This is a genomic window from Achromobacter colocynthidis (genome assembly GCF_057334535.1).
The window spans coordinates 30,489-50,781 of sequence record NZ_JBHFIZ010000006.1 but is presented as its reverse complement, the minus strand read 5'-3'; the positions used below and the strand labels follow the sequence as shown (position 1 = coordinate 50,781).

The window sequence follows — 20,293 nt, the reverse complement described above, 5'->3', positions numbered from 1 at the left end:
CACAGGCCGCGTCAGGTTTCCTGGTCGAAGTCGATAACCAGGCGGTCGCTGACCGGAAAGCTCTGGCAACTCAATACAAAACCGCGCGCCACTTCGTAGTCTTCCAGGGCGAAGTTGGCGTCCATGTCCACTTCGCCTTCGATGACCTTGCAACGGCAGGTGGAACACACGCCGCCCTTGCACGAGTACGGCAGCTCGATGCCCTGCGCCAGCGCCGAGTCCAGCACGCTGTCTTTATTCTTATCAATCACGAACATGCGGCTGTGGCCGTCCTGCACCACGGTCACTTCGCACTGGCCCTTGCCCGGCGCCTGCGGTGCGTCGTGGCCGGTGCGCAGCGCGCGGGGTCCCTTGGGCGCGCCGAAGAGCTCGAACTTGATGTTCGCCTTCGGAATGCCACGGGCTTGCAGCCGCTCGACCACGCTTTCGGTCATGGTCTGCGGACCACAGACAAAAGCGTAATCGATGTCTTCGGGGCTCATCCAGGCCGACATCAGTTGGTCGACCTTGTCGCCGTCCAGGCGGCCGTTGAACAGTTCGATGTCTTGCGTCTCGCGGCTCATGACGTAGACCAGCGAGAAGCGCTCCATGTACAGGTTCTTCAGGTCTTCGATTTCTTCGCGGAACAGCACGGCCGACGATGCGCGGTTGCCAAAGAACAGCGTGAACTTGCTGCGCGGTTCGGTCGACAGCGCGGTCTTCACCAGCGAGAACACCGGCGTGATGCCGCTGCCCACCGCGAAGGCCACGTAATGGCGCTGGTTCTCGGGCGAGAAATCCACGGTGAAGTTGCCGGCGGGCGCCATCACTTCCAGCGTCTGGCCGGGTTGCAGTTCGTGGTTGGCCCAACTGGAGAACGCGCCTTCGTCGACCTTCTTGATGGCCACGCGCAGCAGCTTGTCGTGCGGGGCGGAACAGATCGAGTACGAGCGGCGCAGCTCTTCGCCATTCAGTTGCGTGCGCAGGGTCAGGTACTGCCCCGGCAGGAAGGCGAACTCGTCGGTCAGCGTGTCGGGCAGGTCAAAGGTGACGACCACGGCATCGCGCGTATTGCGCGCCACCGAGGCCACCTTCAAGGAATGAAATTGGTTGCTCATCTTGAAACCGCTCTCAGTGAGTCTTGAAATAATCGAAGGGTTCGCGGCAAGACACGCAGCGATACAGCGCCTTGCACGACGTGGACCCGAAATTGCTGACCATCCGCGTGTCGCGCGACCCGCAGCGCGGGCACGCGATGGCGGGCGCGGCGGCGCGGCGGCTGATGCCCGAGATGTCGATGGCGCGTTCGGCGGGCGCGGCGATGCCGTAGCCCTTGAGGGCTTCGCGGCCCTTTTCGCTCATCCAGTCGGTCGTCCAGGCGGGCGCCAGGCGGGTGTCGACACGAACCTCGTCGATACCGTGGCGCGCCAGCGTCTGCTGGATGTCCTGCGTGATCTCGCGCATGGCCGGGCAGCCGGAGTACGTGGGCGTGATGACGACGACGCAGGTGTCGCCGTCCCAGGTCACGTCACGCACCACGCCCAGGTCCACCACGGACAGCACGGGGATCTCCGGATCGGGAACCTCCTGCAGCCAGGCGTAGACCTGGTCGGCGGAAATGGGCGCCAGCGCGTTCACCACGTGGCTCCCGGATAGGCGCGCGGCAGGTACTGCATTTCGGCCAGCACGTAGCCCAGTTCTTCGGTGTGCCTGCCCTGGCGGCCGCCACGATAGGCCAGATGGTTGGCGGCGGTTTCATCGGGCACGGTCAGCGTGGCTTCTTCCAGCACTTCACGCACGTGGGCCATCCACGGTTCGCGCAGGGCGGAAAGTTCACAGCCGATGCCGCGCGCGGCCACGTCCTGGTCCACGGCGTCGTCGGCGAACAATTCACCGGTGAAGCGCCAGGCGTCGTCGATGGCGGCCTGCATCTTGGCGTGGCTTTCGTCGGTGCCGTCACCCAGGCGCACCACCATGTCCGACGAGCGGCGCACGTGGTAGGTGACTTCCTTGATGGATTTGGCGGCGATGGCGGCGACACGTTCGTCGCTGGACTGTTCCAGGCGTTGCAACAGGAAGTAGTGCCACACGTCGAACAGGAACTGGCGCGCCATGGTGTCGGCGTAGTTGCCGTTGGCGCGTTCAACCAGCAGCACGTTGTGGAATTGATGCGTGTCGCGGTGATAGGCCAGCGCGTCTTCATCGCGACCGGCGCCTTCGACTTCGCCCGCCAACGTCAGCCACATGCGGGCCTGGCCCAGCAGGTCCAGCGCGGTGTTGGTCAGCGCCAGGTCTTCTTCCAGGATGGGGCCGTGGCCGGTCCACGCGCCCAGGCGCTGCGACAGGATGAGCGACGAATCGCCCAGGCGCAGCAGGTATTCAAACAAAGTCTTGTCCATGTCTGCCCACCGCCTTACATGTGCTTGATTTCGTCAGGCATCGGGAAAAACGTGGGATGCCGGTAGACCTTGCTGTTGGCCGGTTCAAACAAGGGTTCCTTGTCGCCGGGGCTGCTGGCCGAGATATCCGAGGCGCGCACGACCCAGATGCTCAGGCCTTCGTTGCGGCGCGTGTAGACGTCGCGAGCGTGGTTGATCGCCATTTCGGCGTCCGAGGCGTGCAGGCTGCCGACGTGCTTATGGGCCAGGCCGTGCTGGCTGCGGATGAACACTTCCCACAAAGGCCAGTCTTTGCTCATGATGAATATCCTTGAAATGCCGGGCGCGCGCGGCGCGCTCCGGACGGCAATGATGAGGTGATGTCGGGTGAAATAGAGGAACGCAGGCGCGCTTCGGCCGGTTAAAGCGGTTCAAGCGCTTGGCTTCAAGCGGCCTTGCGCTGCGCCTTCTTGTCCGCGTAGGCAACCAGCGCATCGCGCACCCAGGCGCCGTCTTCGTGCGCCTTGACGCGGGCGGCCAGACGTTCGCGGTTGCACGGGCCATTGCCCTTGAGCACGGCGTAGAACTCGCTCCAGTCGATCTCGCCGAAGTCATAGTGGCCGCGTTCGGCGTTCCACTTGAGGTCGGGATCCGGCACGGTCAGGCCCAGGTATTCGGCCTGCGGCACGGTCTGGTCCACCATCTTCTGGCGCAGCTCGTCGTTGGAGAAGAGCTTGATTTTCCAGGCCATCGACTGCGCGCTGTTGGGCGAATCGGCGTCGGACGGGCCGAACATCATCAGGGCGGGCCACCACCAGCGGTTCAGCGAATCTTGCACCATCGCCTTTTGCTCGGGCGTGCCGTGCAGGCACATCTGCATCAGCAGGTCGTACCCCTGGCGCTGGTGGAAGGATTCTTCCTTACAGACGCGCACCATGGCGCGCGCGTAGGGGCCGTATGAGCAGCGGCACAGCGGGATCTGGTTGATGATGGCCGAGCCATCGACCAGCCAGCCGATCATGCCGATATCGGCCCAGCTAAGGGTGGGGTAATTGAAGATGCTGGAGTACTTGGCGCGGCCTGCGTGCAGGTCGTCGATCAGGTCATCGCGCGACACGCCCAGCGTCTCGGCGGCGCTGTACAGGTACAGCCCGTGGCCGGCCTCGTCCTGCACCTTGGCCAGCAGGATCGCCTTGCGCTTGAGGGACGGAGCGCGCGTGATCCAGTTGCCTTCGGGCAGCATGCCGACAATTTCCGAGTGCGCGTGCTGCGAGATCTGGCGCACCAGCGTCTTGCGATAGGCATCGGGCATCCAGTCCTTGGCCTCGATGCGCACGCCATCGTCTATGCGGCGCTGAAACGTCTGTTCGGGGCCTTCAAGCTGGTCCGCGGTCTTGACCTGCTTGACGCCGGTTTCGACGAGTTGAGCGTACATGTTTGTCTCCTTGAGACGGTTTGCGAAAACGCAAGGCAAACGTTCCACAGCGCCGTCATGTCATAGACGGATTATTTAATACAAAAAAACCATTGTCAAACGCAAAGCTGTATCACATTGGATTTATGTATCATATTGCGGATCCCGATATCGGCCGCATTTGGCCCACCCTATGGCAAACCCTACGTCGCCTTTGGACCGTTTCCTGTCCCGCTTGTTGAAAAGCGACCCCCCTCGCGCCAAATCCCTTTGCGTCAGCTTGCTGGGGGACGCGCTCGCGCCTCATGGTGGCGCCATCTGGCTGGGCGACCTGATCGAACTGCTGGCCCCGCTGGGCATCAACGAACGCCTGCTGCGCACCAGCGTCTTCCGGCTGGTGGCGCAGAATTGGCTGCAATCGGAACGGCATGGCCGGCGCAGCCTGTACCTGATTTCTGAACAGGGGCAGCGACATACCGCGCATGCCTCGCAGCGCATTTACGAAGGCGCGACGCAGGACTGGAACGGCGAATGGACGCTGGTGGCGTTGCCGCGCACCGGCAACGGGTTGGCCGAGCGCGCCGAGCTACGCCGGGAACTGGTCTGGGAAGGGTTCGGCATGATCGCGCCGGGCTTGTTCGCGCATCCGCACACCGAGGCGAGCGCCGCGCACGACATCCTGGAAAAACTGGGCATTCCGGACCGGGCGTTGGTGCTGTCTGCCCGTGACCTGGCCGGCGCGGGCGGCTTGCCCATCGCCAGCCTGGCATCGCAGTGCTGGAACCTGGACGACGTGGCCGAGCAGTACCGCCAGTTCTCGCGCAATTTCGGCCCGGCGGAAAAGCTGCTGGACGAAACGCCGCCGCCCGCCGATGCCTTTGTCGTGCGGGTCATGCTGCTGCACCACTGGCGCCGGATCGTGCTGCACGATCCGCAACTACCCGGGCCGATGCTGCCCGACAACTGGCCGGGCCACGCCGCCCGCGCCCTATGCGGGCGCATCTACTGGAAGGTGTTCGATGCGTCAGAAACGCACCTGAACGCGCGCGCCGGTCAAGACAACGAGCGTTACACGCCGCTGACGGCTGAGGTGGAATCCCGCTTCGGAGGGCGGCCGGCCTGAGGGGTGTCGCGCCTTCAGGGCGCGTGGCCTCGGGAATGGTACGTCGGGGTAATCCGCCTAGCCGGCAGCATCGCCGGACGGCATCGACACACCCAGGGTGTCCACATGGCATTCGCCCGCGGCGTCGCGACCGGCACCGGGGCGAGTCAAACCCCGCGCGGTAGCGATAAAAGATAGCGTCCAGGTGGCCTGGACCGGCCGGCCTAGCGCCGCGCCGGTATCGGCGTCGATGCCGCTGGGCACATCCAGCGCCAACACGGGCACCCGCCACGCATTGATCGTATCGACCAACTGCTGCCACGAGGAATCCAAGGGACGATTCAGCCCGATGCCGAACAGGCCGTCGATAAGCAGATCAGGAGGCGTGGAGGGAAGCGACGCCAGCGTGCGACCGCCGACGGCAAGCCAGCCCGCCCAGGCGCGCGCCGCATCGGCGGGTAATTTTTCGGGGCCAGACGGCAGCACCACCTGAACGCGCAGGCCCAACGCCAGCAGGCGTGTCGCGGCTTCCAGGGCATCCCCACCGTTATTGCCAGGACCGGCCACGGCCAGGACGGAGCCGAAGGGACCCACCCGTTCGGCCGCAAATGCAGCCGCAGCCGCGCCGGCCCTTGGCATGAGCGACGCGCCCGCTGCCAACGCCAACTGCTCGGCGCGGCGAATCTGAGCAACGGAATGACTGGGCATGGCGCGAAAAGAGTAAGGTCCTACCGCGCGGCGGGCTGATTGCCGGACAAGCCCGGCACTAGCCGCCTGCTTACACTTTCAGGAAGTGTTCGCGGTAGTACTTGAGTTCGTCGATGGATTCGTAGATGTCGGCCAGCGCTTCGTGGCGGCTTTTTTTCTCGAAGCCCTTGTACACGGCCGGCGCCCAGCGGCGCGCCAGTTCCTTCAGCGTGCTGACGTCCAGATTGCGGTAATGGAAGAACTGTTCCAGGCGCGGCATGTAAGCAAACATGAAGCGGCGGTCCTGGCTGATGGTGTTGCCACAAAGCGGCGATTTTCCCGCCGGCACATGCTGCGCCAAAAACGCCAACAGCGTATCCTCTGCCTGCGCCTCGGACACGGTCGACGCGCGAACCTTGTCGATCAAGCCGCTCTTGCCGTGGGTGGATTTGTTCCAGTTATCCATGGCATCCAGCAGGCTGTCGGGCTGGTGGACGACCAGAACCGGGCCTTCGGCCACTACCGTCAGGTCGGGTTCGGTGACCACAACGGCAACCTCGATGATGCGTTCTTTCTCGGGATCCAGCCCGGTCATTTCCATGTCGAGCCAGACCAGGCGATTTTCGTTCACAGCCATATAATTTGCCTATAAAACACGCGATTTTCGCACATCCCTATTGAGCCATCCGCTTCGCCCATGTTCACACTGCTGTTCGTTGCTTTCCTGCTTGCCGATATCGCGGTGCGCCTGTGGCTGGCCAGCCGCCAGATCCGCCACGTCGCGCGCAACCGCGACCAGGTGCCCGCCGAATTCTCGCCCCGCATCGGGTTGACCAGCCATCAGCGCGCCGCTGACTACACCGTTGCGCGCGTCAAGCTGGGCATGCTGGAACGCACCTACGACGCGATTCTGCTGGTGTGCCTGACGCTGATGGGCGGCTTGCAATTCATAGACCTGATGGTGGGCCAGCTTACCAGCAATGACTTTTTGCGCCAGATGCTTTTGCTGGTGGTGGTGGCGCTGGTGCTGGGTCTGCTGGGCCTGCCGTTCACGCTATGGCGGCAGTTCAAACTGGAAGCGCGCTTCGGCTTCAACCGCATGACGCCAGAACTGTTCATCGCGGACACCGCCAAGGGTTTGCTGGTGGCGGCCGTGCTGGGCCTGCCGCTGGCCGCCGCCGTGCTGTGGCTGATGGGCAGCGCGGGCGCCTACTGGTGGGTGTGGGCCTGGGCGCTGTGGACCGTATTCAACCTGGCGCTGCTGATCGTCTACCCGATGTTCATCGCCCCGCTCTTCAATAAATTCACGCCGCTGTCCGACCCGGAACTGGCCGGCCGCATCCAACGCCTGGCGCAGCGCTGCGGCTTTGCGTTGAATGGCCTGTTCGTGATGGACGGCTCGCGCCGCTCCGCGCACGGCAATGCTTATTTCACCGGCTTCGGGCGCTCGCGCCGCATTGTGTTCTTCGACACCCTGCTTGCCCGCCTGAACGGCGATGAAATCGAAGCCGTGCTGGCGCACGAATTGGGCCACTTCGCCAAGCGCCACATCATCAAGCGCGTGCTCTTCAGCTTCGGCGCCGCGCTGGCTTTCTTCGCCATCCTGGGCTGGGTGTCCCAGCAACCCTGGTTCTATGTGGACCTGGGCGTGATGCCCCAACTGGGCGGCCGCAACGACGCCATGGCGCTGTTGCTGTTCTTCCTGGTCATTCCCGTTTTTACTTTCATGTTCACGCCGTTGGCCAGTTGGTACTCGCGTCGCGACGAATTCGAGGCGGACCGCTATGCGGCCGAGCAGAGTTCGCCGGCGCATTTGGTGTCCGCTCTGGTCAAACTCTATGACGACAACGCTGCTACGCTGACTCCCGACCCTGTGCATTCCGCCTTCTACGACAGCCATCCCCCCGCCGCCGAGCGCATCCGCCACCTGATGGCGACTGCCGCATGAGCAACACGCGCAATTCCAGGAACGGCGCCACGGCCCCACCATCCGAAGCCGTAGGCGACCAGATCGACGGCCGCATCATCGCCGCGCACGGGCGCCACTACACGGTGGAGCTTGCCGATGGTTCCCTGCGCAAGTGCTTTCCGCGCGGCAAGAAAGCCGGCGCTGCCGTTGGCGACCGCGTGCGCATCGCCCCGCAAGGCAAGGATGAAGGCGCCATTGACGCCATCCTGCCGCGCAGCAACCTGCTGTATCGGTCAGACGAAATGCGCTCCAAGCAGTTCGCCTCGAACGTCGACCAGTTGCTGATCGTGATCGCGGTGCAACCGACGTTCTCGGACGACTTGACCGGGCGCGCCCTGGCTGGCGCCTGGAGCGCCGGCATTTCGCCGCTGATCGTCTTGAACAAGACCGACCTGACGGAAGAACTGCCGGCCGCGCGCGCGCGTCTTGCCCCTATCGCCGCACTGGGTGTGCCGGTGGTCGAACTCAGCGCGCTGGAACCAGAGAAGGTGCATACCTTGCTGGCCCCGCGCCTGGCCGGCCGCACCAACCTGCTGCTGGGCCAAAGCGGCATGGGCAAGTCCACCCTGCTCAATGCCCTGATACCCGACGCTCGCGCCGCCACGCGCGAACACTCCACCGCGCTGGACATGGGCAAGCACACCACGACCAGCACGCGGCTATACCATTTGCCCGACCCGGGCGGCGATCTGATCGATTCGCCGGGGTTCCAGGCATTTGGCTTGCAGCACCTGACGCGCGACGACATCATCCGTGGCTTCCCGGAATTTACGCAGCCCATCGAGGAATGCCGCTTCTACAACTGCACGCATCGGCGTGAGCCCGGATGCGGCGTGGTTGCCGCTTTGCAGGCAGGCAAGATCAACCCGCTGCGCTATGCGTTGTACGAACGTATTCTGGAAGAGAATCTGGCAGGCCAGCAGCGCTACTGATACGCCCCACCGCCAAACAAAAGACGGCCCGAAACGGCCGTCTTTTTTTGCATGGTTTGGGGTTGCAAGCCAGGTTTGTCAGCCAGGCTGCAAGCCATTGCGCAACAGGTGATAAAGATTGCGCAGCATGCCTGCCGTGGCGCCCCAAATGAAGTGCTTGCCGTACGGCATGCCGTAATAATTGCGCACGCGACCGTCATCAAGGCGGGCTTCATACAGCCGATGGTTGGCCGGATCCATCAGAAAGGACAGCGGCACTTCGAACACTTCGGCCACCTCGAAAGCGTCGGGCGCCAGCTCAAAGCCCGGACGCACCAGCGACACCACCGGAATGATCGAAAAACCGGTTGCCGTCAGGTAAGGCGGCATGCTGCCCAACACTTCGACATGGTCGGCGGGCAAGCCCGTTTCCTCTTGCGCTTCGCGCAAGGCGGCGGCAACGGGCGTCGAATCACTGGTCTCGATGCGGCCACCCGGAAAGCTGATCTGCCCGGCATGGTCATGCAGGTGCGCCGCGCGCTGGGTCAGCATGATGTGCACGCCGTTGTCACGGGTGACCAACGGGATCAGCACGGCGGCAGGCACTGGCGTGCCTTCGCGGCCGGGATAGCGCAGGTCGTTGTCGCGAGAAAGCTCCAGCGTCCAGGTGGACGGCTGGGTCAGTGTGCCCCGCAGGCGATGCGGGGTCAGCAGGCTGGCGGGCACGGCCGGCAAGGACTCGTTGGCCACCACCCACGGTTGCGTCGCCGGATCGAAGCCGGGACGCGCCAGCGGCCGTCGGGGCCGCGCGGAATACGAGGAATCAGACATACGGCTTTGCAAAAAGAAAAAGGCACCCTCGCAGGTGCCTTTTTAACCCGGAAACCTGTGCCGGACGGAAACGCTGAATGGCGCGAACGTCCGACACTGGAAGGGCCGTGTGCCGATAAGCGATCAAGCCGCCGAGGCTTGCTTGCTGACCAGCTTTTCCTTGATACGTGCCGACTTGCCCGAGCGGTTGCGCAGGTAGTACAGCTTGGCGCGGCGCACGTCGCCGCGGCGCTTGACTTCGATGCCGGCGATTTGCGGCGAGTACAGCTGGAACGTACGTTCCACGGCTTCACCCGACGAAATCTTGCGCACGGTGAACGCGGAGTTCAGGCCGCGATTGCGCTTGGCGATAACAACGCCTTCGAAGGCCTGCACGCGCTTGCGGGTGCCTTCAACGACGTTCACGCTCACGATGACGGTGTCACCAGGAGCAAATTCAGGCTTGGCTTGGCCGCCGGTCAGACGGGCAATTTCTTCCTGTTCCAGGATAGCGATAAGGTTCATGAGAACTCCTAGATCATCATGTCTTTGCGGGCTAAAAATTTTTGCCGTGCGATTTTTACCGATGTTGTTACTCGTGCCGCAAGCAGAGGATGAGATTTGGCAAACCAATGATTCTACACCAAAAGTTCTGTCAGCCGTCGAGTAGAATGGCGCCCTTCCCGTGGCTTGCTGTACCCTTGCCACTTCTGTAACAAACACGTCATCTGACGCTGTTCCCTCATGTCGTATACGTCCCTGATATTGGTCGTCCTGGCGGCGATGGCCCACGCTACGTGGAACCTGCTTGCCAAGCGCGCGGCCATGGTGGGCGCGCCTTTCGTGTTTGCCTACGGGCTATGCGCATCGGTGCTCTATGCCCCATGGGTGATCTGGGTGCTGATACACGACGGCATGAGCTGGACCTGGCCCGTCGTGGGCGCCATCCTGACATCCAGCCTGTTGCATCTGGGCTACAGCCTGTGCCTGCAACGCGGCTATCAGGTGGCTGACTTGTCCGTGGTGTACCCCATTGCGCGAGGCACCGGCCCGCTACTGTCCACGACAGGGGCCTTCCTGCTGCTGGGCGAACCGGCCACAAGCACCGGCATTATCGGCATGCTGTGCGTGGTCATTGGGGTGCTGCTGATCGCCACCCAGGGCCGGCTGACCATCTTCAAGCAGGCGCAAGCCTGGGTTGGCGTGCGCTGGGGCGTGGTGATCGGCCTGTTCATTGCCGCCTACACCGTGGTGGATGCCTATGGCGTCAAGGTGCTGCTGATCAGCCCCGTGCTGTTCGATTGGTTTACCTGCGTTACCCGAACCGCGATGATGACGCCCCACATGCTGAGCCGGCGCGCTCAAGCCTGGGAATCCATGCGCGGGCACTGGCATCTGGCCTTGGCCGTAGGCCTGCTGTCTCCGCTGGGATACATCCTGGTGCTGTACGCCTTGCGCAACGGTGCGCCCTTGAGCCTGGTGGCGCCTGCCCGCGAAATGTCGATGATGCTTGGCACCCTGGCCGGCATGTTCCTGCTGCGCGAAAAGGTAGGCCCGGGTCGTTTGGCCGGCTGCCTTGCCATTCTGGTGGGCGTGGTCCTGCTGGGTTCCAGCTGATTGCGTTGCGGCTGGGACGGGCTCTGACTGCTTAGAAGCCAGCCGCCGCCCCCAGCCACATCAGGCCGGGGATGATTGCACCCCACGCCAGCACCATCACCACATCCAACACCATCGCCTTCATGGTCACTTGGGAAGTCACCGGCTCTACCGTGGCATTGCCCAGGCTGCGCTCGCGCTCGGCGGCCGGAGCGGTGGGAGCCGCTGCTGGTGCAGCGACGGGACGAATGACAGGCATCGACACTGCCGCGGGCGAGGCCACGGGCGCCGACATGGGAACCGACACGGCCTGCCCCACCAGCGAGCCCTCTTCAACCGGCGCGGGCGGAAAGGGCCAGCGTGCCGGCGCGGTGCCCGACCGGCTGCGGTCGCGTCGTTCGCCCCCAGCCGATGCGGTCGTCCACGGCATGGCAAGCCCCGTCAGCTTGGCGCAAACGGCACGGGCGCGATGAGCCCCGCGGCGCAGTGGGTTCAGCGAGACGACAAGCTCGTCGGACAAAACGGAAAAATCAGCGGTGTTCATAAGAACTCCTTGAAGAAATGATTCCAAGCCGCCGCAGCGGCCGACACGGCGACGAGCCGCGATCAATCGAACAGCGACAACTGGCCAGCCGCCAACGCCCGCAATTGGCGCTCGCCGCGCCCATAGGCGCCGCTGACGGCAGGCAAACCGGCAGAATGGGGGACCCCTGAAGACGCTTGCGCGCCAACCGGGGATAGGAAATCGGAAGAAGAGGTGGAGCCTGAAGACCTGGCACCCAAAGAGGTGGCCCCGGAAGACGCCCCGCCCGAGCCGGCCGCAAGGCCCGCCGCGAACAGTGATGGCGTGCCGCCTGCCATCACCGGGGGCTGGAAGCGATCGCAATCCAGCGCCAGACGGTGGCGGTTCAGCCCCAGCTTGCGGGTGGCAACGGCAAAGCGCTGACGCAGCAAGTCTGCCCAGATGCCTGTACCGCGCATCCGCGAACCGAAGTTCGGGTCATTGCGGCGGCCATTGCGCAAGTCTTCTATCCGGTGCAACACGCGCTGGGCGCGGTCGGGGTAATGGGCGTTGAGCCAGTCTTCGAACAGGGTCTTGACCTCCCAGGGCAGGCGCAAGACGGTGTAGCTGGCGTAATGCGCGCCTGCCGCCTTGGACTCCTGGAGGATGTGTTCCATGGATTCGTCGTTGATGAACGGAATGACCGGCGCCACCAGCACGCCCACCGGCACGCCGGCATCCGTCAGGCTGCGCACGGCTTCCAGCCGCCGCCAGGGCGCCGCGGCGCGCGGTTCCAGCGTGCGGGCCATGCCGGCGTCCAGCGTGGTGATGCTGATGTAGACCACCACCAGATTCTGTTCCGCCAGCGCCGCCAGCAGGTCCAGGTCACGCGCCACCAGCGCGTTCTTCGTCACGATGGTTACCGGGTGCCGGGTTTCCAGCATCAGTTCGAGCATGCCGCGCGTCAGGCGCCAGTCGCGTTCGATGGGCTGGTAGGCGTCGGTAGCAGAACCGATATTGATGGGCGACGGCTTATAGCCAGGGCGCGCGAGCTCGGCGCGCAAGGCCTCGACGGCGTTGGCCTTGGCTACCAGGCGGGTTTCAAAGTCCAACCCCGGCGACATGCCCAGGTACGAATGCGTGGGCCGCGCGTAGCAATACACGCAACCGTGCTCGCAACCCCGGTAAGGGTTGACCGCAACGTCGAAGGGGATATCGGGCGAATCATTGCGCGACAGCATCTTGCGGGCTTCTTCCGCGGTAACCGTCGTCTTGGGAGCGGGCGGCTCAAGGCGCGTATCGGGCAGGATGGGAATGACCGTCGTGCCGCGCAAGCAGCCAGAGCCGGCTGCGGAGGAATGGGCGGACGCGCTTTCGGGAGAATCGTCGGAGAAATTATCAGGGACGGATTCGACGAAATCCGCTGGCAGGCCGGAACCGGACCAACCGTCATCGACCTGCACACGGTCATCGCGCTGAAAGCGATGCCGAACATTAGTAACCGCACCCCGACCGCGCAAGGCGGCGGGGGCGGCAGCCGGGGACCCAGAACCGGCGGGAAAAGAATGATCGGTGCGTGCCATAAAAACTACTGTACAAAAACACAGTGGTTTTGACAAGCACCAAAAGCCTTTTCGTAAGACAGCCCCACTTTACCGCAAGACGCGGAGCGCGTCTGAACAAATCGATTTCACCAGGCGATATCACCTGGAAACGCGCACCAGCATTACGTTTGGAAGAAATACAACACCAAAAAAAGGGCTGAAAATTCGTTGTTTTCCAGCCCAATCCTGGCCTAACGCAACATGCCCGCCGCCGCGGTCTGATGCGTGGCTTCGTCGATCAAAATAAAGGCGCCGGTGGCCGGAACATCGGCATAGCGATCCACTGCCAAGGCCTCGCGCGTGGTGAAGGTCACGCGACCAATGTCGTTCATCTGCAAGGTGCCTTCGGTGTTCTCCACTTCCTGCAATTCGTGGATGTCGCGATGCGACAGCACCGCGCGAATCTTCGCCGACGTCAGTCGCGTGCCCGACTTCAACAGATACTTGCGTGCCGGATTCAAGGCTTGCGCATCCAGCCAGCAGAGCTCGGCTTCGAACTCGCGCGTCACTTGCGCGGGCGCGGCCGTGTGCACTATCACGTCGCCGCGCGACACGTCCACATCACGGTCCAACACCAGCGTGACGGAATCGCCTGCCACCGCCTCATCCAACACGCGGTCAAACACGCGCACCTCGCGAACCACCGCCGTCACACCCGACGGCTGCACGGTGACCGCATCGCCCGCGCGCAGCACGCCGCTGGCCACGAGCCCCGCGTAGCCGCGAAAGTCTTCCTTCTGATCGCCGCCGTGGCGCGCCACCCATTGCACCGGAAAGCGCAGCGGCAACGCGCGCCCGTCGCTGGCAAGATCCAACGATTCCAGCAACGCCAGCAAGGGCTGGCCTTCGTACCAAGGCGTCTTGGGTGACAGCGTCACCACGTTGTCGCCATTGAGCGCCGACAGCGGCAGCACATCAAAATGCGCAATGCCCAGTTTGGTGGCCAGGTCCGCATACGCATCGCGGATGCGGTCGAACACGGCGCGGTCCCAATCCACCAGGTCCATCTTGTTCACCGCCACCACAATGTGGCGGATGCCCAGAAGCCGCGCGATCGTGCTGTGCCGCTTGGTCTGCGCCAGCAGCTTGCCGTCGGCTGCGCGCGTGGCGTCGATGAGTATCACCGCCACATCCGCCGTCGATGCGCCCGTCACCATGTTGCGGGTGTACTGCTCGTGGCCCGGCGCATCCGCGATGATGAACTTGCGCGCGGGCGTGGAGAAATAGCGGTAGGCCACGTCGATGGTGATGCCCTGCTCGCGCTCGGCTTCCAGGCCGTCGGTCAGCAGCGAAAAGTCGATGCCGTCGCCCGCCACCCGCTTGTGCTTGGCGCGCGAGATGGCATCCAACTGGTCGGCGAACACGCCTTTGCTGTCGTAAAGCAGACGGCCGATCAAGGTGGACTTGCCGTCATCGACGGAGCCCGCCGTGATCAAGCGCAGCACGCCCGTGCCGGCGCCGGAAAGAAAAGAATCGTTCAGTGCGTTCATGTGCGTCCCCTGCCGCCGGCCGCAGCCGGCGTTGTGCATTCAGAAATAGCCTTCCTTCTTGCGGCGCTCCATCGAGGCCTCGGAAGTCTGGTCGTCCATGCGCGTGGCGCCGCGCTCGGTGATGTCGGTTACCGCCGTCTCGGCGATGATGGCGTAGGTGTCGGCGGCGTCGGAGGCCACCGGGCAGGTGCACGAGATATCGCCCACCGTGCGAAAACGCACCGGCAAGCGCTCGACCTGTTCGCCATCTTGCGGCGGCGTCAGGCGCGTGACGGGCACCAGCAAGCCCTTTCTGCGCACCACCTCGCGTTCGTGGCTGTAGTAGATGGACGGCAGCGCCAATTGCTCGCGCTGGATGTATTGCCAGACGTCCAGCTCGGTCCAGTTCGAGATCGGGAACACGCGCATGTTCTCGCCACGATGCACGCGGGTGTTGAACAGGTTCCACAATTCGGGGCGCTGGGCCTTGGGATCCCATTGGCCGAATTCGTCGCGGAACGAAAAGATGCGTTCCTTGGCACGCGCCTTTTCTTCATCGCGCCTCGCGCCGCCGATGCAGGCGTCAAAGCCGAATTCCTCGATCGCTTCCAGCAGCGTCACCGCCTGGGCCGCGTTGCGGGAATCCGTTTCGCGGCGCAACACCACGCTGCCGCGCTTGATCGAATCTTCAACGCTGCGCACGATCAGGGTCTCGCCCAGTTCCGCCGCGCGCTGGTCCCGAAAGGCGATGACTTCATCGAAGTTGTGGCCAGTATCGATGTGCATGAGCGGGAACGGGAAGCGCCCCGGGCGGAAGGCCTTTTCGGCCAGGCGCAGCAGCACCACCGAATCTTTGCCGCCCGAGAACAGCAGCACGGGTTTTTCGCTTTCGGCGGCCACCTCGCGCATGATGAAAATGGCTTCGGATTCCAGCCAATCCAGGTGGCTGCGTTGGATCACAGCGGACATAGGTTATTCCCCTAAAACAGATTGTGAATTCATGGATGGCGTCACTCGCCGCGCGCCACGATGCCGATGACGCGGTTGCCCGCATGCAGGCCGCATTCCTTGGAGTCCGACGACTCCCACCACCAACGCCCCGCGCGCACGTCCTCGCCCGGCCGGATGGCGCGCGTACAGGGCTCGCACCCGATGGACGGGTAGCCCTGGTCGTGCAAGGGGTTGTAGGGCACGCCCAGCGCGCGGATCACGGCCCAGACCTCGTCCTCGCTCCATTCAGCCAGCGGGTTGAACTTGTAGAGGCCGAACACCGGGTCCTGCTCTTCCAGCGGCAATTCGCCACGGGTGGTGGATTGCTGGCGGCGCTGCCCGGTAATCCAGGCGCCGCGTCCGGCCAGCGCGCGCTTGAGCGGTTCGACCTTGCGGATCTGGCAACAGGCTTTGCGCAGGTCGACGCTTTCATAGAACGCATACGCGCCATGCGCCGCAACGTGTTGCTCCACCACCGCCGCATCCGGCCGGTACACCGTGACATCGCGCCCATAGCGCGCACGCACGGCGTCCAGCACGCCCAGCGTTTCGGCGTGAAGGCGGCCGGTGTCCAGCGTGAACACTTCCAGGTCCAGGCCCGAGTCGTAGATGGCGTGCGTCAACAGCATGTCTTCGGCCGCCAGCGACGAGGCCAGCGCGGCGTCGGGATAGCGCCGCTGGACGTCGGCCAAGCGGTCGGTCAAGGTGTTCCAGCGTTCGGCCAGCGCCGCGTCCAGGTGGGAAGAAAGATCGGCAATAGTCGTCATGCTTGCACCGCAAAAATCTGGGCGCGCCGGGGACGCGCCAACAAGGTATCGCCATCGCGCAGATCCATCTGCCGGTACAGATGCTCGGGCACTTCCGCTTCGATGATGGCGTCGGAATCCTGGCGCGCCAGTTCCAGATAGGCGCTGGGGCCTGCCAGATAAGCGTGCGACAGACGCACGGCAATGCCCTCGCCGCCCGCGCGATAGCGCTCGATCTCGAACTCATGCGGACGCACGTACGCGGTGGCGCGCCGCGCCTCGGCCTGGGCCAGGTCGGGCGCGGGCAACGACAGCCCGGCCCCTTCCCAAATACCGCGCGCGGCCACGCCTTGCAGTTGGTTCACATCGCCCAGAAAGCCGTACACGAACGGCGTCGCCGGTGCTTCCCAGACCTCGCGCGGCGTGCCTACCTGCTCGATGCGGCCCGCGTTCATCAGCACCACGCGGTCGGCGACTTCAAGCGCTTCTTCCTGGTCATGCGTCACGAACACGCTAGCCACGTTCAGCTCGTCATGCAGGCGCCGCAGCCAGCGGCGCAGCTCCTTGCGCACCTTGGCGTCCAGGGCGCCGAAGGGCTCGTCCAACAGCAGCACGCGCGGCTCCACGGCCAGCGCGCGCGCCAGGGCGATGCGCTGGCGCTGCCCGCCCGACAACTGCGCCGGATAGCGGTCCGCCAGCCAGTCCAGTTGCACCAGCGTCAGCAGGTCATGCACCTTGCGCTGGATCTGGTCTTCGGAAGGACGCTGCGACCGATGCTTCACGCGCAGCCCAAAGGCCACGTTTTCGAACACCGTCATATGCTTGAACAGCGCGTAGTGCTGGAACACGAATCCCACCTGACGCCGGCGCACATCAACGTCGGTTGCGTCTTCGCCCGCGAACAGCACGCTGCCGGTATCGGGGGCTTCCAGGCCCGCGATGATGCGCAGCAGCGTCGTCTTGCCACAGCCCGAGGGCCCCAGCAGCGCCACCAGCTCGCCGGTTTCAATATGCAGCGACACATCATTCAGCGCGCGGAACTGCCCGAACCGCTTGGATAGATTGCGAACTTCGATACTCATGCTTGTCTCCGTCTGAGCCGCCGCGCGTTACGCCGCGGCCGGCTTGAGGGTTGCCGTCGCCGGCCCGGGATACTCGACCGGCAGGTCGGCGGCCCGCAGGAACCGGGCGTTGCGCCACTCGACCACGTTCTTCGCCACCAGCGTCACCAGCGCCAGCAAGGCCAGCAACGACGCCACGGCGAACGCGGCGGAATACTGGTATTCGTTGTAGAGAATCTCGACATGCAGGGTCATGGTGTTGGTCAGCCCACGGATCTGCCCCGACACCACCGACACCGCGCCAAACTCGCCCATGGCGCGCGCATTGCACAGGATGGCGCCGTACAGCAGCCCCCACTTGATGTTGGGCAGCGTCACCCGCCAGAAGATCTGCCAGCCGCTGGCGCCCAGCGTCAACGCGGCCTGCTCTTCTTCGCTGCCTTGCGCCTGCATCAATGGAATCAGTTCGCGCGCAACAAAGGGAAAGGTCACGAACAAAGTCGCCAGGACGATGCCGGGCACGGCATAGACGATCTTCCAGTCATGGTCCTGCAACCAGCCCCCCATCCACCCTTGCGTGCCGAACAGCAGGATGAAGACCAACCCGGCCACCACGGGTGATACGGAAAACGGCAGGTCGATCAGCGTGATCAGGAACTGCTTGCCGCGAAACTGAAACTTGGTGATGGCCCACGCGGCGGCCACGCCGAACACCAGGTTCACCGGCAGCGCAATCGCGGCCACCAGCAAGGTCAACCGGATGGCAGATAACGCATCGGGCTCGACGATGGCAGCCAGGTAAAGCTGCCAGCCCTTCTTGAACGCCTCGGCAAATACCGCCGCCAGCGGCACCAGCAGGAACAGCGTCAGGAACGACAGCGCAACGAACAACAGGATGCCGCGCACCCAGCGCGGTTCGGTCAAATGGGCAGGACGATCCGCTGCGCTCATGCCAGCCTCCCGAGGTTGCGGCGGGCTTGCCAGCCTTGCAGCAGGTTGATAACCAGCAGCATCACAAAGGACAGCACCAGCATCACGGTGGCGATGGCGGCAGCACCCGCGTAGTCGAACTGCTCAAGCTTGGAAATGATCAACAGCGGCGTGATCTCGGACACCATGGGCATGTTGCCGGCAATGAACACCACCGACCCGTACTCGCCGATCGCACGCGCGAACGCCAGCGCAAAGCCCGTCAGCAAGGCCGGCAGGATGGTCGGCAACAACACGCGGCGTATGGTCTGCCAGCGGCTGGCGCCGAGGCTGGCGGCGGCCTCTTCGATCTCGCGTTCCACGTCTTCCAGCACGGGTTGCACGGTGCGCACCACGAAGGGCACGCCGATGAAGATCAGCGCAATCACGATGCCCACCGGCGTGAACGCCACCTTCCATCCAAACCACTCTGACAGCGGCCCGCCCAGCCAACCCTTTTGCGAATACAGCGCGGTCAGCGCGATGCCGGCCACCGCCGTCGGCAACGCAAAGGGAAGATCCACCAGCGCGTCCAGAATCTTCTTGCCGGGAAAGCGGTAGCGCACCAGCACCCACGCCACGACCGAGCCGAACACCAGGTTCACCAGCGCCGCCAGCAACGACGCGCCAAAGGTCAGTTGATATGAGGCCATCACCCGGGGCGCCGTCACGGTATCCCAAAAGCCCTGCCATCCCAGTTCGGCGCTTTTGATGGGCAGCGCGGCCAGGGGGATGAGCACGAGCACGCTCAGGTACAGCACCGCGTACCCCATGGATATACCGAATCCGGGCAGCACGCCCGGGCTGTTGCGCCGTCCGGCAAACAGCGCTTGCGCGCCGCTTGCCGTCGGATTGGAGGCTGTCGTCATGGCCGTCGTTCCAGAACCTTGTCGTTATTTCTTCTGCGGCAGATAGATCTGGTCGAAGGTGCCGCCATCGCTGAAATGGTCCTTCTGCGCCTTGCGCCAGCCGCCGAAGATCTTGTCGTCGATGGTGACGAGCTTGACCTTGGGAAACTTGCTTTCGTACTTGGCGGCAACCGTCTTGTCGATGGGCCGGTAGTAATTCTTGGCGATGATCTCTTGCGCGGCCGGGGTGTACAGGAATTCCAGATAGGCCTGGGCAGCGGCCCGCGTGCCCTTCTTGTCCACGATCTTGTCGACCACGGCCACCGGTGGTTCAGCCAGGATGGACAGCGACGGCACCACGATGTCGAACTTGTCCGGACCCAGTTCTTCAAGCGCCAGGAAGGCTTCGTTTTCCCAGGCCAGCAGCACGTCGCCCACACCGCGTTCCACGAAGGTGGTCGTGGCGCCGCGTGCGCCGGTGTCCAGCACCGGTACGTGCTTGAGCAGATCACCAACGTAGGCACGCGCCTTGTCTTCGCTGCCGCCATTCTTTTCCAGCGCGTAAGCCCACGCGGCCAGGTAGTTCCAGCGCGCGCCGCCCGAGGTCTTCGGGTTGGGGGTGATGACCTGCACACCGTCCTTGATCAGGTCGTCCCAGTCCTTGATGCCTTTGGGGTTGCCCTTGCGCACCAGGAAAACGATGGTCGAGGTATAGGGCGAGCTGTTCTGCGGCAGGCGCGACTGCCAGTTCTCGGGAAGCAAGCCGCGGTCGGCGATGGCGTCAATGTCATAAGCCAGCGCCAGCGTCACCACATCGGCTTCCAGCCCGTCGATGACCGAACGCGCCTGGCGGCCCGAACCGCCGTGCGACTGGCGGATGGTCAGGTCCACATTGGCCTTGTCCTTGTACTGCTTGATGAAGGCGTCATCGATGGCGCGATAGAGCTCGCGCGTGGGGTCGTAAGACACGTTCAACAACGTTTGCTTTTGCTGTGCCTGAGCCGGTGCCATGGCCGTCAGAGAAACCGCCGCCACCGCCAGCGCGGCCAACCAATTCGCTTTCCCGAACGCCATATGTCCTGCTCCCTGTGTTTGGCAATATGGAAGCAAGTGTGCGTGTTGGGCATCCTGAACGGAACGAATCATTATTTGATTGCTCATCGCTCGCAGGCATATAGGACCGCCGTCCCAACCCAGAAAAAACCGCCGCGTTTCCCTATGGGAAAGGCGGCGGTTCGGGCGGCGGAAAACCGCCAGC

General features: G+C 63.9%; 23 protein-coding genes. 5 read left to right on the top strand and 18 right to left on the bottom strand.

All coding sequences use genetic code 11. From position 1 onward, the window contains the following. Positions 1–11: 11 nt before the first annotated feature. The 5 genes from paaE to paaA all read right to left on the bottom strand — a co-directional run bounded on the left by paaE (position 12) and on the right by paaA (position 3,792). Complete coding sequence (paaE, locus tag ACE04A_RS03120; protein WP_447988202.1) at positions 12–1,097, bottom strand: 1,2-phenylacetyl-CoA epoxidase subunit PaaE; 1,086 nt, start codon at positions 1,095–1,097, stop codon at positions 12–14. 13 nt (positions 1,098–1,110) lie between these two features. Then, positions 1,111–1,617, bottom strand: coding sequence for a 1,2-phenylacetyl-CoA epoxidase subunit PaaD (gene paaD, locus ACE04A_RS03115; RefSeq protein ID WP_100857884.1), 507 nt, complete (start codon positions 1,615–1,617; stop codon positions 1,111–1,113). Beyond that, positions 1,614–2,378, bottom strand: coding sequence for a 1,2-phenylacetyl-CoA epoxidase subunit PaaC (paaC, locus tag ACE04A_RS03110; protein WP_448718494.1), 765 nt, complete (start codon positions 2,376–2,378; stop codon positions 1,614–1,616). Before paaC ends, paaD begins: the two co-directional genes overlap by 4 nt. A 14-nt stretch (positions 2,379–2,392) precedes the next feature. Then, complete coding sequence (paaB, locus tag ACE04A_RS03105; RefSeq protein ID WP_050447891.1) at positions 2,393–2,677, bottom strand: 1,2-phenylacetyl-CoA epoxidase subunit PaaB; 285 nt, start codon at positions 2,675–2,677, stop codon at positions 2,393–2,395. A gap of 125 nt (positions 2,678–2,802) precedes the next feature. Next, positions 2,803–3,792, bottom strand: a complete 990-nt coding sequence (paaA, locus tag ACE04A_RS03100) for a 1,2-phenylacetyl-CoA epoxidase subunit PaaA (RefSeq protein ID WP_050447890.1) — start codon at positions 3,790–3,792, stop codon at positions 2,803–2,805. Between the two features lie 172 nt (positions 3,793–3,964). Here paaA and paaX point away from each other — a divergent pair, with 172 nt between their 5' ends. Next, positions 3,965–4,894 carry a phenylacetic acid degradation operon negative regulatory protein PaaX gene (paaX, locus tag ACE04A_RS03095; protein WP_279996683.1) on the top strand — a complete coding sequence of 310 codons (930 nt, stop codon included), beginning with the start codon at positions 3,965–3,967 and terminating at the stop codon, positions 4,892–4,894. A 57-nt stretch (positions 4,895–4,951) separates the two neighbouring features. Here paaX and ACE04A_RS03090 read toward each other — a convergent pair whose 3' ends face one another. Together ACE04A_RS03090 and orn are read right to left on the bottom strand one after the other, a co-directional pair. Next, on the bottom strand, positions 4,952–5,581 hold the full coding sequence (locus ACE04A_RS03090) for an NAD(P)H-hydrate epimerase (protein WP_448718495.1): 630 nt from the start codon (positions 5,579–5,581) through the stop codon (positions 4,952–4,954). Positions 5,582–5,651: 70 nt separating this feature from the next. Then, entirely contained in the window at positions 5,652–6,197 is a 546-nt protein-coding gene (gene orn, locus ACE04A_RS03085) for an oligoribonuclease (RefSeq protein ID WP_050447887.1), read from the bottom strand. A 60-nt stretch (positions 6,198–6,257) separates the two neighbouring features. Here orn and ACE04A_RS03080 point away from each other — a divergent pair, with 60 nt between their 5' ends. Together ACE04A_RS03080 and rsgA are read left to right on the top strand one after the other, a co-directional pair. Then, the gene (locus ACE04A_RS03080; protein WP_100857169.1) at positions 6,258–7,508 is read left to right on the top strand and encodes a M48 family metallopeptidase; all 1,251 of its coding nucleotides are present in this window, start codon (positions 6,258–6,260) and stop codon (positions 7,506–7,508) included. Next, on the top strand, positions 7,505–8,461 hold the full coding sequence (rsgA, locus tag ACE04A_RS03075) for a ribosome small subunit-dependent GTPase A (RefSeq protein WP_259251740.1): 957 nt from the start codon (positions 7,505–7,507) through the stop codon (positions 8,459–8,461). The genes ACE04A_RS03080 and rsgA overlap by 4 nt, the downstream gene beginning before the upstream one ends. 78 nt (positions 8,462–8,539) lie before the next feature. Here rsgA and ACE04A_RS03070 read toward each other — a convergent pair whose 3' ends face one another. Further along, on the bottom strand, positions 8,540–9,271 hold the full coding sequence (locus tag ACE04A_RS03070; RefSeq protein WP_259251741.1) for a CoA pyrophosphatase: 732 nt from the start codon (positions 9,269–9,271) through the stop codon (positions 8,540–8,542). 123 nt (positions 9,272–9,394) lie between these two features. Then, complete coding sequence (gene rplS / locus ACE04A_RS03065; protein ID WP_006218237.1) at positions 9,395–9,775, bottom strand: 50S ribosomal protein L19; 381 nt, start codon at positions 9,773–9,775, stop codon at positions 9,395–9,397. A gap of 219 nt (positions 9,776–9,994) precedes the next feature. Between rplS and ACE04A_RS03060 the strand changes: the two genes are divergently transcribed. Next, positions 9,995–10,867, top strand: coding sequence for an EamA family transporter (locus tag ACE04A_RS03060; protein WP_259251742.1), 873 nt, complete (start codon positions 9,995–9,997; stop codon positions 10,865–10,867). Between the two features lie 31 nt (positions 10,868–10,898). Here ACE04A_RS03060 and ACE04A_RS03055 read toward each other — a convergent pair whose 3' ends face one another. Together ACE04A_RS03055 and ACE04A_RS03050 are read right to left on the bottom strand one after the other, a co-directional pair. After that, entirely contained in the window at positions 10,899–11,390 is a 492-nt protein-coding gene (locus ACE04A_RS03055; protein ID WP_448718496.1) for a hypothetical protein, read from the bottom strand. A gap of 62 nt (positions 11,391–11,452) precedes the next feature. Beyond that, positions 11,453–12,811, bottom strand: coding sequence for a PA0069 family radical SAM protein (locus tag ACE04A_RS03050; RefSeq protein ID WP_448718497.1), 1,359 nt, complete (start codon positions 12,809–12,811; stop codon positions 11,453–11,455). Between ACE04A_RS03050 and ACE04A_RS03045 the strand changes: the two genes are divergently transcribed. After that, the gene (locus ACE04A_RS03045; RefSeq protein WP_448718698.1) at positions 12,707–12,964 is read left to right on the top strand and encodes a hypothetical protein; all 258 of its coding nucleotides are present in this window, start codon (positions 12,707–12,709) and stop codon (positions 12,962–12,964) included. The two genes, ACE04A_RS03050 and ACE04A_RS03045, sit on opposite strands and share 105 nt — an antisense overlap. A gap of 179 nt (positions 12,965–13,143) precedes the next feature. On the opposite strand, the gene ACE04A_RS03040 is transcribed toward ACE04A_RS03045, so the two are convergent. From ACE04A_RS03040 to ACE04A_RS03010, 7 genes are read right to left on the bottom strand one after another with little or no spacing between them, the layout of a single operon-like run. Then, a complete protein-coding gene (locus ACE04A_RS03040; protein ID WP_448718498.1) occupies positions 13,144–14,442 on the bottom strand; it encodes a sulfate adenylyltransferase subunit 1 in 1,299 nt (432 codons plus the stop codon). 39 nt (positions 14,443–14,481) lie between these two features. Further along, positions 14,482–15,390: a sulfate adenylyltransferase subunit CysD gene (gene cysD / locus ACE04A_RS03035; RefSeq protein ID WP_259251746.1), complete on the bottom strand. Its 909-nt coding sequence runs from the start codon at positions 15,388–15,390 to the stop codon at positions 14,482–14,484. Positions 15,391–15,431: 41 nt separating this feature from the next. After that, complete coding sequence (locus ACE04A_RS03030) at positions 15,432–16,178, bottom strand: phosphoadenylyl-sulfate reductase (protein WP_448718499.1); 747 nt, start codon at positions 16,176–16,178, stop codon at positions 15,432–15,434. After that, the gene (locus ACE04A_RS03025; RefSeq protein ID WP_391441271.1) at positions 16,175–17,239 is read right to left on the bottom strand and encodes a sulfate/molybdate ABC transporter ATP-binding protein; all 1,065 of its coding nucleotides are present in this window, start codon (positions 17,237–17,239) and stop codon (positions 16,175–16,177) included. Before ACE04A_RS03025 ends, ACE04A_RS03030 begins: the two co-directional genes overlap by 4 nt. Before the next feature lie 27 nt (positions 17,240–17,266). Continuing rightward, the gene (cysW, locus tag ACE04A_RS03020; RefSeq protein ID WP_279996677.1) at positions 17,267–18,169 is read right to left on the bottom strand and encodes a sulfate ABC transporter permease subunit CysW; all 903 of its coding nucleotides are present in this window, start codon (positions 18,167–18,169) and stop codon (positions 17,267–17,269) included. Then, positions 18,166–19,056: a sulfate ABC transporter permease subunit CysT gene (cysT, locus tag ACE04A_RS03015; protein ID WP_279996676.1), complete on the bottom strand. Its 891-nt coding sequence runs from the start codon at positions 19,054–19,056 to the stop codon at positions 18,166–18,168. The genes cysW and cysT overlap by 4 nt, the downstream gene beginning before the upstream one ends. Positions 19,057–19,080: 24 nt before the next feature. After that, positions 19,081–20,109, bottom strand: coding sequence for a sulfate ABC transporter substrate-binding protein (locus ACE04A_RS03010; protein WP_404976435.1), 1,029 nt, complete (start codon positions 20,107–20,109; stop codon positions 19,081–19,083). Between the last annotated feature and the right edge of the window lie 184 nt (positions 20,110–20,293).